Source organism: Photobacterium sp. TLY01 (assembly GCF_021432065.1).
Classification (GTDB): Bacteria; Pseudomonadota; Gammaproteobacteria; order Enterobacterales; family Vibrionaceae; genus Photobacterium; species Photobacterium halotolerans_A.
In genome coordinates this window covers 761788-777056 of sequence record NZ_CP090365.1, presented here as the reverse complement: position 1 = coordinate 777056, position 15269 = coordinate 761788, and the positions used below count along the sequence as shown (strand labels likewise).

General features: G+C 51.6%; 14 protein-coding genes. 2 read left to right on the top strand and 12 right to left on the bottom strand.

The window, feature by feature from the left end; translation table 11 throughout:
• Nucleotides 1-4: 4 nt before the first annotated feature.
• The 6 genes from aroG to LN341_RS19050 form a co-directional block, all read right to left on the bottom strand.
• Nucleotides 5-1060 (bottom strand): 3-deoxy-7-phosphoheptulonate synthase AroG, encoded by a 1056-nt coding sequence (gene aroG, locus LN341_RS19075; RefSeq protein WP_234205215.1) that lies wholly within the window; start codon nt 1058-1060, stop codon nt 5-7.
• Between the two features lie 274 nt (nt 1061-1334).
• A complete protein-coding gene (locus tag LN341_RS19070) occupies nt 1335-2831 on the bottom strand; it encodes a cobyric acid synthase (protein ID WP_234205213.1) in 1497 nt (498 codons plus the stop codon).
• Between the two features lie 134 nt (nt 2832-2965).
• Complete coding sequence (locus LN341_RS19065; RefSeq protein ID WP_046219913.1) at nt 2966-3901, bottom strand: bile acid:sodium symporter family protein; 936 nt, start codon at nt 3899-3901, stop codon at nt 2966-2968.
• Between the two features lie 24 nt (nt 3902-3925).
• Nucleotides 3926-4753 (bottom strand): alpha/beta fold hydrolase, encoded by an 828-nt coding sequence (locus tag LN341_RS19060; protein WP_234205212.1) that lies wholly within the window; start codon nt 4751-4753, stop codon nt 3926-3928.
• 12 nt (nt 4754-4765) lie between these two features.
• Entirely contained in the window at nt 4766-6130 is a 1365-nt protein-coding gene (locus tag LN341_RS19055) for an MATE family efflux transporter (RefSeq protein WP_046219915.1), read from the bottom strand.
• 129 nt (nt 6131-6259) lie between these two features.
• On the bottom strand, nt 6260-6838 hold the full coding sequence (locus tag LN341_RS19050) for a nucleoside triphosphate pyrophosphohydrolase family protein (RefSeq protein ID WP_046219916.1): 579 nt from the start codon (nt 6836-6838) through the stop codon (nt 6260-6262).
• 589 nt (nt 6839-7427) lie between these two features.
• Here LN341_RS19050 and LN341_RS19045 point away from each other — a divergent pair.
• Nucleotides 7428-8147, top strand: coding sequence for a glycerophosphodiester phosphodiesterase family protein (locus tag LN341_RS19045; protein WP_046219917.1), 720 nt, complete (start codon nt 7428-7430; stop codon nt 8145-8147).
• A gap of 190 nt (nt 8148-8337) precedes the next feature.
• Nucleotides 8338-9630 (top strand): DEAD/DEAH box helicase, encoded by a 1293-nt coding sequence (locus LN341_RS19040; protein WP_234205210.1) that lies wholly within the window; start codon nt 8338-8340, stop codon nt 9628-9630.
• Nucleotides 9631-9683: 53 nt separating this feature from the next.
• On the opposite strand, the gene LN341_RS19035 is transcribed toward LN341_RS19040, so the two are convergent.
• The 6 genes from LN341_RS19035 to LN341_RS19010 form a co-directional block, all read right to left on the bottom strand.
• Nucleotides 9684-10640, bottom strand: a complete 957-nt coding sequence (locus LN341_RS19035) for a sensor domain-containing diguanylate cyclase (protein ID WP_234205208.1) — start codon at nt 10638-10640, stop codon at nt 9684-9686.
• A gap of 212 nt (nt 10641-10852) precedes the next feature.
• Nucleotides 10853-11362: a GNAT family N-acetyltransferase gene (locus tag LN341_RS19030; protein ID WP_046219920.1), complete on the bottom strand. Its 510-nt coding sequence runs from the start codon at nt 11360-11362 to the stop codon at nt 10853-10855.
• Between the two features lie 55 nt (nt 11363-11417).
• Nucleotides 11418-11579 (bottom strand): hypothetical protein, encoded by a 162-nt coding sequence (locus LN341_RS19025; protein ID WP_162836564.1) that lies wholly within the window; start codon nt 11577-11579, stop codon nt 11418-11420.
• A 64-nt stretch (nt 11580-11643) separates the two neighbouring features.
• Complete coding sequence (locus LN341_RS19020) at nt 11644-12234, bottom strand: GNAT family N-acetyltransferase (protein WP_234205206.1); 591 nt, start codon at nt 12232-12234, stop codon at nt 11644-11646.
• A gap of 19 nt (nt 12235-12253) precedes the next feature.
• Nucleotides 12254-12979 carry a triacylglycerol lipase gene (locus LN341_RS19015; protein ID WP_234205205.1) on the bottom strand — a complete coding sequence of 242 codons (726 nt, stop codon included), beginning with the start codon at nt 12977-12979 and terminating at the stop codon, nt 12254-12256.
• 219 nt (nt 12980-13198) lie between these two features.
• Complete coding sequence (locus LN341_RS19010) at nt 13199-15259, bottom strand: PhoX family phosphatase (protein WP_234205203.1); 2061 nt, start codon at nt 15257-15259, stop codon at nt 13199-13201.
• Nucleotides 15260-15269 lie beyond the last annotated feature (10 nt).

The following is a 15269-nucleotide window of genomic DNA, read 5'->3' as shown; positions in this document are numbered from 1 at the left end:
TAGATCATGACTTCTGACGACGCTGCTCGACTTTCTCTGCCAGCTCACGCAACACGCTTTCAGTGTCTTCCCAGCCAATACAGGCATCCGTGATGCTCTGGCCGTACGTGGCCACTTTGCCATCAACAATATCCTGACGACCTTCAACCAGGTGACTTTCAATCATCACCCCGAAGATCGCTTTGTTCCCGCTGGCAATTTGCTGACCCACATCTTCAGCAACCAGAATCTGGCGCTTGTATTGCTTCAGGCTGTTGGCGTGGCTGAAGTCGATCATCACTTTCTGGCGATGACCGGCATTTGCCAGTTGTTCAACCACAACATTTACATGTTCAGCGCTGTAATTTGGCTCTTTACCGCCACGCAGAATGATATGGCAGTCTTCATTGCCCGCTGTCGATACTATCGCTGAGTGGCCGAACTTGGTCACCGAAAGGAAATGGTGTGGCGCACTGGCGGAACCGATCGCATCGGTCGCAATTTTGATATTGCCGTCGGTACCGTTTTTAAATCCAACCGGACAAGACAAACCTGAGGCCAGCTCACGGTGAACCTGAGATTCAGTCGTACGTGCACCGATTGCACCCCAACTGATGAGATCGCCCATGTACTGCGGCGTGATCATATCCAGGAATTCACCAGCTGTCGGCATGCCCATATCGGTCAGATCCAGCAGCAGTTTACGACCCATGCGCAAACCGTCATTGAGCTGGAAGCTGTCATCCATATACGGGTCGTTGATCAAACCTTTCCAGCCCACTGTGGTACGCGGTTTTTCAAAATAAACACGCATCACAATTTCCAGACGATCTTTCAGTTCGTCACGCAATGTTTTCAGGCGTGCGCCGTACTCAATTGCCGCTTTGGGATCATGAATGGAACAAGGACCAACCACGACCAGCAAGCGATCGTCTTCATCATTTAAAATGTTATGAATGGCTTTACGCGCTTCATACACAGTTTCCGATGCGTTTTCAGTGGCCGGAAACTTCTCCAGCACGGCAACTGGTGGCAATAATTCTTTAATTTCTTTAATTCTTACGTCGTCTGTTTTATGCATACTGCTTACTTCCAATTACATATCATGGCCTGATATGGTCAGTATCAGGCCGATCATCTACTCCAACAGGCATTTAACTTATCGCCTTCATCCTGCATGTGCAAACGCTAATTGAAAATGAATGACAAACGGTATTCTGACACTTTCAGCCTGATTTTCATGCTATTCGCCCGCACAGACCTGTGAGACGATATTTTCGGGCATTTTTCCTGAATCCCCTGCAAATACTCTGTCTTTCCGTTGTCATGCAGCAGATTGCATTTCAAAAGAAAAATTATACCTTTTGAAACAAATGCTTCCATTCAGGCCAAAGCGCAGCCAAATTGAGATGCTGTTCAATTTCATCCGCCAGACGTTCGATGTTGTCCGCTTTGATTTGATCCATATCTGGTGTCTGACAGTCCGCCAACCCGGCCCAGTTCAGAATTGCGCTGCAGGCTGAAGGTTTATCAAACACACCGTGTAAGTAAGTGCCGAACACCTGATCATCGACACCAATTGCACCGTCGGCAAGATTTCCGCTGTCTGTGTGCAAATGAACCGGTGCTGAGTCCGGCGACACGCCCGATGTCACCCCGGCGTGAATTTCATAACCGCTGACCTCAACCGAGGGCATCCCAGGCAAACGTAATGTGCCCTGAGAGCGTTTCAGCTGCTTTTCGGGCGCCAGCATGGTTGAAACAGGCAAGTAACCTAAGCCGCGGCTCTGACCCGGTTCTCCTTCCAGGCCGTGCGGGTCCGACACCCACTCACCCAGCATCTGGTAACCGCCGCAAATTCCCATGACCTTGCCACCAAGGCGTAAATGGCGGGCAATCTGCTGATCCCAGCCCTGCTCACGCAGATAGGCTAAATCACTGCGCACACTTTTACTGCCGGGCAAAATGATCAGATCCGCGGCCGGCAATGGTTCCCCTTTACCAATCAAGTGAACATTCACCTGCGGGTGCATCCGCAGGGCATCAAAATCGGTGTGATTACTGATTCGCGTGAACACAGGCACCACAACCTGCAAGGGCTTTTCCACTTTTGCCACCTGCTGAACAGAAATCGCATCTTCGGCTTCCAGCATCAGGCCATGCAGATAAGGCAATACACCCAGCACAGGCTTGCCTGTTTTCTGCTCCAGCCAGTCAAGCCCGGATTGCAACAAGGTGATATCGCCGCGAAAGCGGTTAATCACAAAACCTTTGACTCTGGCCTGCTCTGACTCAGACAAGAGCGCAAGCGTGCCGTACAGATGCGCAAACACGCCGCCGCGATCGATGTCGGCCACAATAATGACAGGCACATCAGCAGGTTCAGCAAAGCCCATATTGGCAACATCGTTCTCGCGCAGGTTTACTTCAGCCGGACTGCCTGCCCCTTCAATCACCACGGTGTCATAGCGTTCCTGCAGGCGGGCGAAAGATTGCAAAATCGAGGGCAACACAAATTGTTTGTAACCCTGAAAGCCAATCGCATCCATGTCCTCAACAGCCTTACCCTGCACAATTACCTGGGCGGCCGTGTCCGTGTTCGGTTTCAGCAGCACCGGATTCATATCTACCGTTGGCTCAATGCCGCAAGCGAAGGCCTGAACGGCCTGAGCACGGCCAATCTCACCGCCATCAGCAGTGACAGCACTGTTCAGGGCCATGTTTTGCGGTTTGAATGGCGCGACCAGAATACCTTTTCTGGCCAGTACCCGGCACAATCCGGCGACCAATACGCTTTTCCCTGCATCGGAGGTGGTTCCCTGAACCATCAGGGCACGAACAGTTGGTTGCATGTCTTTACTCTCATTGAATATCAGTGACACCGTCACTCATCGTATGGCGTTGTATCAGATTGAGTCAGAAAGGTGGTGTCATGAAAAAAGCAGCCAGTGATACCCACTGACTGCTTTTTACGATTCCCTGTGGCTCAGCTTGCGAGCGGATCCACACGTTGAGCCGGGGCTTTTTTAGACCAGTACGCCGCCAGCATTGAGCCTGAAATGTTATGCCAGATTGAAAACAGCGTGCCGGGTATCGCCGCCACCGGGGAGAAGAATTTCATCGCCAGCGCCGTTGCCAGACCGGAATTTTGTAAACCAACCTCAATGGCAATCGTACGGCAGACCGTCTCGTTGAATCCCAACAGACGGCAGGAATAATATCCGGCGGCCAGACCAATCCCATTATGAAGAATCACCGCCAGCGCAATCACAGGCCCGATTTGCGTCAGGCTTTCAGCGTTGAGCGCCACCACAATCGCAATAATCATGACAATGGCAACCACAGACAACAAAGGCAGGACGGGAACCAGCCGGCGCGTGAAACCCGCTGCAAAATGATTGATCACCACCCCGCCCAGCACAGGTAACAGCACGATTTTTACCAGACTGGCGAGCATCGCCATCATCGGAACTTCGACGCTCAGTCCCGCCAGAGAGCCGGTGAGCAGTGGGGTCAGAAACACACCCAGCAAGGTCGACATGGCCGTCATAGTAATAGACAGCGCAACATCCCCTTTGGCGAGATAGCAAATCACATTGGATGCAGTCCCACCGGCGACGCTGCCCACCAGCACCATACCGACGGTTTGCTCAGGGTTAAACCCCAATGCCAGGCTCAGCACAATAGCCACCAGCGGCATGACGGTAAACTGCAGCAGGACACCAACACTCACCGCACGTTTGTTCTGGACGACTGCCAGAAAATCCGTCGTTTTCAATGTCAGTCCCATGGTTAACATCACAAAGGTCAGCAACGGCACAATCGCGGTTTTCAACGCCACAAAAAAATCCGGCTGAACATAAGCATAAGCTGAGAGCAGCACAGCCCACAGCGGAAAAAGTCTGATCACTATCCCTAGCATCTTATTCCCTCAATTACTCTCACGTCATTCCATGGTGTGCCGGAAAAATGGCAGTAAATGGCCTGTGACCTCTTCCGGTTGTTCCAGGGGGGTTAAATGGCCTGCTTCTGCAATCAGCTCAAGGCGGCTTCCGGTGACACCATCCAGCATCAGGTGCGATTCCAGCACAGAGCGAATTCTGTCTTGCGCGCCGACAAGCAGCAGACAAGGGAGTGCAAAGTTTTCGGCATCCTCAAAACTATCACGGCGACCAAACCACATACGCCCGGCCTGAGCCAGCGCACTGACCGCATCGCCCTGATATTGCGCTAAGCAGGCACGAAACTGCGCGACCAGTTCAGGCCGGCGCTGCGCTGTATTCAGACCGAACTGTAACGGCGTAAAGAAATCAATAAAAGTCTGGCTGAAACACTGAGCGGATTCTGCCTCCCGTAACAGCGCCTGATATTTCAGGTTCACCACTTCAGGCTCCAGGCCGGCAAAACTGTCCAGCAGCGCCAGCGACTTCACTTTGGCCGGGGCAAGCACCCCCAGTTCGATCGCCCAGCTTCCGCCCAGTGAGTGACCTGCAACACCCATTTGCTCGATACCAAGGTGCTCAAGTAATTCATTGATCAAACTGGCATAGTCAGCCAGCGTCGCGCTGGCGGACGGCGCGGCTTCAGATTCCCCGTGTCCCCAGAAATCTGGCACGATACAACGAAAATGCTGACTGAGCACAGCAATCTGATGCTGCCACATTGTGCTGTCCCACAGGTAAGCATGACCCAGAAGGATCACCGGTCCCTGCCCGATATCCTGATAACTGATGCTCTTAAATCGATGCCGTTCCTGCGGGGAAATACCGTTCATTGTTGCTCCAAGTTAATTCTGCTCTGCCATAGTCGCAGGTGTGAATTTCGCGACCACTTTCTGCATGCCCTGCTGGAAACACAGCCAGGCCATCAGTCCGGCGGCAAGATTACCAAACATCGCCCCGATAAACAGGCCCTTTATTCCGCCCAAATGCGCGCCCAGCCAGATCAATGGCAGGAAGCAGGCGAACAGCCTTAAACAGGAAATCACCAAAGCCCGCATCGGCATCCCCAGGGCGTTACTCACCGAGACCATCAGCATGCACACCCCAAGCGGGCCAAGACTGACAGGCACCCAGCGAAGATGTACAGAAAGCAGCTGGCTGACGGATGAGTCGCTACTGAGTACGGACGGCAGCCAGACCGACAACACCAGCAAAATCGCGGCGATCGCAAACTGCCAGACCATGATAAATTTCACGGCCAACCGTATCAGTGCGGTGATGGATACCATGTCCTTACGGCCCAGACAGCGGCCCACCATGGGCGGCATAGACATCGTGAGCGCCAGTACCACCACAATAGAGAAAAATTCCAGCCTGGATCCTAACGCCCAGGCAGCGACGGCAGCAGCGCCGAAGCCTGCAACCAGTTTTGTTGCCAGCATGGAAGCCAGCGGCGGCATCAGCTGGCTGAGCATGGCAGGCGCCATGATGTTCAGGAGTTCTTTAATGGATGTCATGACCTGCAAACCTTGCCAGTTCAGCGACATCCAGTGACGTTTAATCACAACCGGAAACATCACCAGCATACCGATTGCAAATGCAACGATGGTCGCCATTGCAGCGCCGACGAGCCCCAGGTCCAACGTGAAAATAAAGAGCGGGTCCAGCACCATATTCAGGACGCTGGTCACCACCATCATGATACCGGGCAGCACAGTATTGCCGTTAGCTCGGCACAAGCTGTAGGCAAAATAAACCATGGCACCCAGCCAGGCGCTGCACAACCAGTAAGGCCAGTAAGCATCAATGAGTGGCCGGACATTGTCCGGAGCGCTCAGCACGGAGAGAATTGGTCCCCGTAATAGCCAGATGACAATTCCGACGGCGAAGACAATCAGCGCCCCGGTCAGCACAACCAGACCACCTAACTGCTTGGCTCGCTGACCATCGCCACTGCCCAGCACCCGAGAGATCACCGCTGTTGTGGCAATTCCCAGCCCAACCTGAAGGCCAATGATGATCATTTGTATCGGTAGCGTGAAACCTTGTGCAGCCAGTGGCAACACACCTAACTGTCCGATGAAGGCACTGTCGACCAGTTGAAAGCTCATCAACGACAGGACACCAAACATCATCGGCCAGGTCATCGTAAACAGCTGTCGCGACAGCGAACCTGTATGGGGGGATTCAGTGGCATGAGTTCGCGGCATAATCAGCAATTCGTCAAGAAAAAAGAAAAGTGTAAAGGGGTGGTACGTCAGTTCGTAGACAATGAATGAAAATAGTCGGAAAAATCCCTGCCTATGGGGCAGGGATCAAACGCTGATGAAACTCAGAAATTAGTTAGTTACCAGTGTCACCAGATCGGCAGGACGATAATACACAGATTTCAGGACTTTTCCTTTGCGTATGACTTTATCTTCCAACGCTACATCTTTGGCACATTTAGCGATGATGTAATCGCCTTTCTGGTTCCCTGTAATCTCTACGCCCTGCTTGGCATAAAACGCCTGTGTTTCCGAGAATTCCTGCTCATTACGACACACCTTGCTCATATTACTGGCATGTACTTCATCCCAGCAGGGTACAAAATCGATATTCAGTCGTTCGGCAATTTGCAGCAACAGGTCAATCATATAGCTGATCCCCAGGTTGTCCTGGACCTGACTGTGACCTAAATGTACCAGGCGCCCCATCAGAACATAGACAGTATCGACAATAGCATCGGCCTGCTCAACCAGCGAATCGGCTTCCGCCAGCTCTGTCAGTTCTTCTACGGCCAGCGAGGTATGTAACTGATCCATTTGCTCATTGAGTGTTGATGGATTGTCAATGTCCAGATCAAACGTCGTACGAAACTCTCTAATGTCACGATACAAGTGGTCAAACAATGCCTGATCCAGCACAGTCAGTTTCATACTCAATTCCTCATCAATCTATCGTCATCGTGCGAAGCGGAAAGTCGCTGCATCCCCTGTCAATCAAGGAAGCACCGCCAGCGACACGGTTAAAAGTCGGCGAATGGTAACACACTCATATCCAGCTTTCATGTTCTTCACCAGACACATGTTTATTGCGCCAGCACAGCGTGGCTACACCGATCAGAATGACACGCCGCCAGTATTCAACTTACGCATAACACCCTGCCGCATATGCAATAGTGATTTGTGATCTGAATCACTGAACTCATCACTTTGTCGCATACAATACGCCCATAATTTCATAGAACAAGAACGATTATGTGTCCGCATTGCAAAAATAAGAGTGTTCCTCAGCGTATTCGTCGAACCATGTTCGATAAAATACTGCACAGAAATAGCCATAAATTCCAGTGCAGCCATTGCAATAAACATTATTTCATCAAGCTCGGTAGTTATGTCGGGGCGGCCACCGCGGAGCGCTGATTAACGCCTGGACGATTACCGTCATTGAACTGTTATAATCCTGAGACATACTCACAGATACAGCCTTTACCTGTCTCTTTTTTCTTGATGGTACTGATTACCTATGATTTCCGGACATCGCGGAGCCGCTGCCCTGGCTCCTGAAAATACCCTGGCAGGCTTACAGGAAGCCGCAAAACATCAGATTCAGTGGGTTGAAATGGACACTCAACTTTGTGCTGATTTTATCCCCGTCATGTTTCATGACAAAAAAGTGAATCGTTGCACCAACGGCCGTGGTTATGTCCGTGAACTGAATCTGGCTGAATTAAAAGCGCTTGATGCCGGCAGCTGGTTCAGCGCCAACTTTGCCAACGAGCGCATCCTGACGCTGGACGAAGCCCTGACAGCCTGCCGGACATATCAACTCAACCTGAATCTGGAAATCAAAGTTCACGATGAGTCAGAAACCGGGTTACTGGTCAGCAAGGTTGCCGACACCATTGCGGCCAATGGTTTCCCTGCGGAATCGCTGATATTGTCCAGTTTTTCCGTGAACGCTGTCACCTGTTGCCAGAAGATGATGCCGCATATCCGCCGGGGCTTGATCTGCGACAGCGTACCGGACGATCTGATGGCATTATCAAAGCAACTTGAACTCTTCAGTGTCCACATGGACTATCGGTTACTGGACGAAACACTGGCAGGTCGTATTAAGCAGGCCGGGTTGGATCTTCATATCTGGACCATGAATAAACCGGAATTGGTGACCCGATTTTACCAGTGGGGCGTCGATATCATGATTACGGACAACCCGCCACTGCTGCTCTCCTCTCTTTCCTGACACAAGCCGGGCTCAGCCCGGGTTGTTTCTGGCCGGATATTCGTCTTTATTGCGTAATTTTTCGGCTAAAGCTCAAATCATCTGCCACAGGCTATGATTATTGCTCTATAATCCGTGGTTTTGGTCAGTCATACCAAACGGAATCCTCAGCTTAGCGTTTCGTTCGGTATACCGTCTGTAGGAATGTAACATGTCATTTGCTTCACAAAATTTTGCTCCGGAAATTGTTCGCGCTTTGGACGAATGTGGTTATGAAAAGATGACCCCTATTCAGCAAAAAGCGATCCCTGCTGCCCGTCGTGGTGAGGACATTGTGGCAAATGCCCAGACAGGTACGGGCAAAACAGCTGCATTTTCACTGCCGATTATCCAGAAAATTGCAGATACCCCGAAAGCCAGAAAAAGTTTTACCACTCGCGCACTGATCCTTGCGCCGACACGTGAACTGGCAGAGCAAATCGCACGCAATATTTCAGATTACAGCCAGTATCTGGAATTACGTGTGGCGGCTGTTTTTGGCGGCAAGAAAATGTCGAGCCAGGAAAAACAACTGGAAAGTGGCGTTGACATTCTGGTTGCCACGCCGGGCCGTTTAATTGAGCATCTGGACCTCGGCAACCTGTCGTTAGCAAACCTGGAATTTCTGGTGTTTGATGAAGCAGACCGTATGTTAGATATGGGTTTCATTGGGGATATCCGCACGATTATGAGCGGTATTCAGGGCCATCCGCAAACCATGCTGTTTTCTGCGACCTTCTCCAGCATGATGAACAAACTGGCTGGCGACATTACAAACAAACCCAAGCGTATTTCAGTCACGCCTGAAAACTCGACGGCAGAAACCGTGGCGCATGTGGTTTATCCGGTTGACGAGGAACGCAAACGTGAACTGCTTTCTGAGCTGATCGGCAAAAAGAACTGGCAGCAGGTACTGGTGTTTGTCAATTACAAAGAAACGGCCAATACGCTGGTCACTGAGCTGAAACTCGACGGAATCAAAGCCGTACTTTGCCATGGTGATAAAGCACAAAGTGCACGCCGCCGTGCGCTGGAAGAATTTACGACAGGCAAAGCTCGCGTCATGGTGGCCACGGAAGTGGCAGCTCGCGGACTGGATATTCAAGGTTTACCGCATGTGGTGAACTATGACATGCCGTTCCTTGCCGAAGACTATGTCCACCGCATTGGCCGTACCGGTCGTGCCGGACAGCAAGGTCACGCAATTTCTTTTGTCAGCCGTGAAGAAGAACTGACTTTGCTGCAAGTGGAAAAACTCATCAAACAGCGCATTCGCCGGGTGATTCTGGAAGGTTATGAACCCGCGAAACGTGATGCACTCATTGAGAAGCTGAACACCAAAGCTTCTTATCGCGATCGTAAAGGCCGGACGAACAACCCGGATCAATCTGCGGCAGAGCGCCGGATGCGGTTACAAAAAGCGATTCGTAATCGCAGTGCTGCACCGAAAACATTGAAAAAATAATTGTGTCAGAAACATCAAACCCCGGCCTGAAAAGCCGGGGTTTGTTTTTATATTCAGGATTGCATCTTACTGAGATACATTCTGGAATCGGCTTTTGCCAGAATTTCGTCCAGGTTCATCATTTTCCCTGCGGGCAAAGTGTAGACACCAGCACTGAAAGATAACTGATACGGGCGCTTTTGCTGCACGTTGAATTCATCCACCGTTTTCTGAAAACGTTGAATCATGGTCTGAGCTTCTTGCTCCGTGACCCCTGAATACAAGACGACAAACTCATCCCCGCCGACTCGGGCAAATAAATCAGAGTAGCGAAAGCTCTGACTGATCAGAAAAGCAAAGTCCTTCAGCGCATCATCACCAGCCTGATGACCGAGTTTGTCATTGATTTCTTTGAACTTATTCAGGTCGAAAAATGCCAGTGAGAAAGGGGTGCCATGGAGATGGCTGTTCTCCAGACTCTTGGTCGCGAGTTTGATGAAACCACGACGGTTAGAGATCTGAGTCAATTCATCAATGGTTGCATCGTGCAGGGCAGACAACTCCTGCTCGGCCATTTTGGCCAGATCCACCAGATCCCTCACTTCGTCATTGTCCATCGAATGGGGCTGATGATCGAAGATACACAAGGTACCCAGCTTGTATTTATTGTCGTAAACCAAAGGCACACCCGCATAAAAGCGGATATGAGGAGGCCCGCAGACCAAAGGATTATCATGAAAACGTTTGTCCTGGGAGGCATCAGAGACAATGAAAGGGCCATCATCAAGAATTGCGTGCCCGCAAAATGACACTTCCCGGCTGGTTTCCGTCAGGTCGGCGCCGCAACAGGATTTAAACCACTGCCTGTCATCATCAACCAGCGTGACGGTGGCGACTGGCACATTGAACAATCGCCTGGCGAGACGCGTTATCCGGTCGAATCTCTCTTCCCGATCTGTATCCAGCAAAGATAAGGAACGCAAGCATTGCAAACGCTCAACTTCGTTTCTGGGTTTCTCTGGTGCTAGCATAGTGACCGTTCCTGCGATTTAACAACTTCTCATTCATGATTCAAAATATATCATCTTGTCTTAGCTGAATGCCATTTGCTACTCGTTTCATCGCGCTGATCTGGGGTGTGGATATCTTCAGGCGCTTCATCAGTCACCCCTGTGTCCGTGGGAAAGCAGATTTCTGAATCGGGTCGCCTGTGGCTCTGTGCGGCCTGGCAGCGCACCAGATGTCAGAAGGTTAACTGCTTATAAAAGAATATCGTTGCATCAAACCGGCCTGAAGCGCTCAGGGCAAAGTCAGGGATCCGTCCAGCCTCGATATAGCCCAACTGACGGTAAAGAGACGATGCAACATCCCCTTCCCGGGTATCCAGTACAATCAGGCTGCGCTTCAACTGCCGACAGCTTGCTTCAGCCTTTGCCATCAATGCCTTACCGACCCCTTTGCCACGGGCAGCCGTGTTGACCATCAACTTCTCCACTTCCGCTCTGTGGCATCCATTCGCTTTGGACGTTAAGGCAAGCTGCACGGTGCCAATCACAGAGTCGCCCTCACAGGCCACAAACAATTTACGCCCGTCGCCTAAGTCATTCGCGACCCCAAGCCAGTATGCCTCGGCATCGGCATTACTTAACGGGGGTAAAAAACCGATTGAAGCACCATCATCGACACAGTTCTGCAACAACTGAGTGAGTGCCGCTTTCATGGGTGACACATCCTGAATTTCAATCACATCCATGTTAACTCCTAAATACTATTTAACCTTGTTACACCCTGTATGCATTCAAGCTTCATCATGGGATCTGTATCACGCAGATCGGGAAGTCTCCCGGGTTTCTGCCGCCGCCCATGTCCAGACACACGTCTTCATAGCGAAAACGTTCAAATTGCATACCCGCCCAAAAAACAGCCAGCAGGATGACCAGTGCGACTGCAACTTGCATCAATTTTTTCATGACAACCTCTCTCAGGCACACTGAACATCAGCCTGAACATACTGACTCACCAGACATAATCCGCTCAGGTGAGGTTCATTCCACATCCGGGGGCCGCAAAAGACAATCCCGTTCTTTTCCAGCGACTGAGATCCATCTCCATGGTGACAGCATCCCACCAACGCCCTTTAAAGTAACGGTGGGCATGCAGCCGCTGGGCTTCGATCATACCAAGGCGACGGCAAAGTGCGATCGCCGCTTTATTGGCTGCCAGTGTTTCAGCGTAAACCCGGTGAATGCCTAACTCTTCAAAACCAAAGTTAACGAGCCCTATCATTGCTTCTTCAGCAATGCCCTGCCCATGACAGGCACGCAGTAAACCACAACCAACCGATGCATCACCCTTGTCATCGATGCGTAATCCCGCAGTACCGATCAACGGAGACACGGGGTCCGCCCTTGGCGCCAGACGGATCGCTAACTGATACTTCGTTCGGGGAAGTTCTCTGGACTGTTCAACAAACAGCGTGACCAGATCGCGCATGGTCTGCTCAGAACTATCTTGTTCACTGTAAAAACGCTGGTACTTTTCATCTTGCGCCATCGCCAGATAAGCGTCTGTATCTGCCAGCTGGAAATCCGTTAAGGTGAGCCGTGGGGTAGGAAGTACAAACATAGGACGATCCCTGAATCTGCTAATCATGACTGTTAAAGTGGCCCTGACGTAAAAACCTCATTGTCTGCGCGATCACCTCGTCATTGTTCATGATAAAGGTATGGCTGACCGGCAACACAAGGTGCGATTGCATGCCCTCGACCTGAGTACTGGCCACTGACACTTTCCCGTCATGTGGCAAAGGCAGCAGCCAGGAGGTCAACACATTAATACTGTAATTGCCGGCAATGACGCCCAGCTCAAACTGGACCGGCCCGAGCCTGTTGGGCACACTGGCCTTATCCGTGCCCAGCTGTTGTCCTGCCGGACCGTAAATCCACTCAAACAGAAAAAAATCATGCATCGCATCCACGATCTCACTGCCTTTGTTGGGCGGCGCGAGCATTACGACCCTGCCGAGACCTGCAATGTGATTTGCCGACAGATACTGCCGGACTAAGATGCCGCCCATTGAGTGTGTTACAAAATGAACCGGTTCAATGTGCTGGCACTGAGACAGCGCTTGCGGAATGACGGATGCGGCAAGGGATTCAATACTCGCCGTTGTTGACGGGTAATCCATATTCACCGTCCGATACCCTGCCTGGGCTAGTGCCGTTGCCATGCTATCCATGGCATTTGCTGTTCTGGCAAGACCATGCAACAGAATGACACATCCCGGTGACTGTGCTGGCGCAGCCTGAACAGCAACAGATGCCGCACACAGAACAGCCAGCAGGAAAACCTGCACACTTGCATTTCTCATTCGCGATCAATCCTGACGGTCAAACCGGCCAATCTGAACGATGCTTCAAAACATCCGTTAAAAATCATCGATCGATTATGCATCAGGGTGAGTTTTAATGGAATGTTCGTCAGGGAAAGTCGCGAAGAAATGACATAGAAGGGCTGAGAACAAAGGTACTTATAACGAAAAACCCGCAGCCTGACTGCGGGTTGACCAAGGGTTAAGAGACCACTGACATCAAACGCCAATCTCTCCGCCATCATGACGGCGAATCACCACGGTGGCGGCACGCGGGCGAACCGTCTGACCAGCGGGTGTCTGCTCTGCCGCATTGTCGGAGTACGGCCAGTTTTCCGGATGCTGAATGTTAATAAAGACAGACTTATAATCAGGGCTGATCGCAAAGCCCGTCACTTCACAGCCGTTAGGGCCGACAAAGAAGCGCTTCAGCTGGGTTTGATTCGCGCCGTTCACCGCTTGCTGCTGCCCCTGCTCGTCCACCATGGCTGAAGGCACAATCGCCAGCATCTGATCATTGGTATAGCTGGTGACATCCGCCGCACCATTGTCTGTCTGTACCCACAAGATTCCGCGTTCATCAAATGCCAGGCCATCCGGGCTGGCAAACATATTCAGCTCAGTCAGACCAGAAAGATTGGTGTCGGCATCTGCACTGGCTGGCGAACCAAACAGGAAAATATCCCAGCTGAACGAAGTCGCATCACTGCCTTCATCCCAGCGGATAATATGGCCAAAGTAGTTTTTCAGACGCGGGTTCGCGACATTGGCCTCAGTGCGGCTCGAATTGTTGGTCAGCGTCAGATACACAGTGCCTGTAAACGGGTCGACTGTGGTCCATTCGGGTCTGTCCATGGGCGTCGCACCCACGAGATCAGCCGCTCCGGCGGTATTGAGCAAAATAGCGGCTAATGAATCAAAGGTATCACCCAGCACACCTCCACCTGTGGTTGGGCTGTTCATGGTCAGGGGTAACCAGGTCCCGGCGCCGTCTTCTGAAAACTTTGCCACATACAAGGTGCCATGATCCATATACTTATCGCCGACAGCGCGGCGGTTTGACGGATTGGCATCTGCCGGGTCCCATACCGCGTCGGACACGAATTTATAGATGTATTCGAATTTAGAATCATGACCCGAATAGAAAACAATTGGCTTGCCTGCTTCCAGCTTGCCGAACGCACAGCCTTCATGACGAAAACGCCCCAGAGCAGTACGTTTGACCGCACGCGCATTGGCATTGTACGGATCAATTTCAACGATATAGCCAAAGCCATTGGCTTCGTTGCGATAATCGGCTGCGGCACTTGCGGCGGTTGGTGTCACATCAAACCGGGTAAATTCATCCAGCCGTTCATCCGCATCACCGGCCAGATCATCCCAGCCGTATCGCGTGCCCGAGCCTGAGACACCAATACGGTTTTGCTCTTCGGTCTTGGTGCCTTTATTGACAAAATAACCCGGCCAGTTTTCTTCGCAGGTCAGATAGGTGCCCCAGGGCGTGTAGCCGTTACCACAGTTGTTCAGTGTGCCGCGGGTCTGGCTGCCATCGGGAGAAAAGCGGGTTTCAAGATAAGAGGTGTATGCCAGCGGGCCGGCCATATCCATCACAGTGGCTGCCGTAAAGCGTCGGTTCAGCGGATCATTATCGACAATCGCCCACTGATTACCGGTGAGTTTTACACGCACCACGCTGACGCCGTGGGCGTTGATCTCTTTGCGGATTTCCTCGGCACTGGTACGCAGATTGGTACCAGCGTCTGTTGTCGGGCCGCTTGGATGAAGCGCATCCGGCTCGATATACTCATGATTAATGCACAGTAAGCCATCGTCTGCGGCGTCATTGAGCGGGAAAAAATGCATGCCGTCATGGTTCATCCCCATTGCATTGGCCTGATCTTCCGCCGAGTTATTGCCCGCGTTATCCCAGGCACTGGCTTTCGCATTCAGCGGCGTCCCCCAGGGGACAAGCACCTGGGCAGAGTAGCCTGCCGGGACAGCGACGGCATCGAGTAAGGAGCCGGGAATGGACTCAAAATTCAGTACGGCTGTGCTCCGGTTTGCCACTTCCGGATTTGTCCCCGAACCGCCATTGGCTTTGCCAGAGTCACTGTCGCTGCCACACCCGGCCAGACCAAAGGTGCTCAATGCAGTCAGTGCGCCCAGGCCGAGAGTGCTTTTCAGTGCAGTACGGCGGGAAAGGTGCTTATCCAGCACCTGTTGAAACGTTTCATTGCCACTCTTGTTGTAACATGTTGGATCGAATGTTGCCTTGCTCATCAGACTTCCC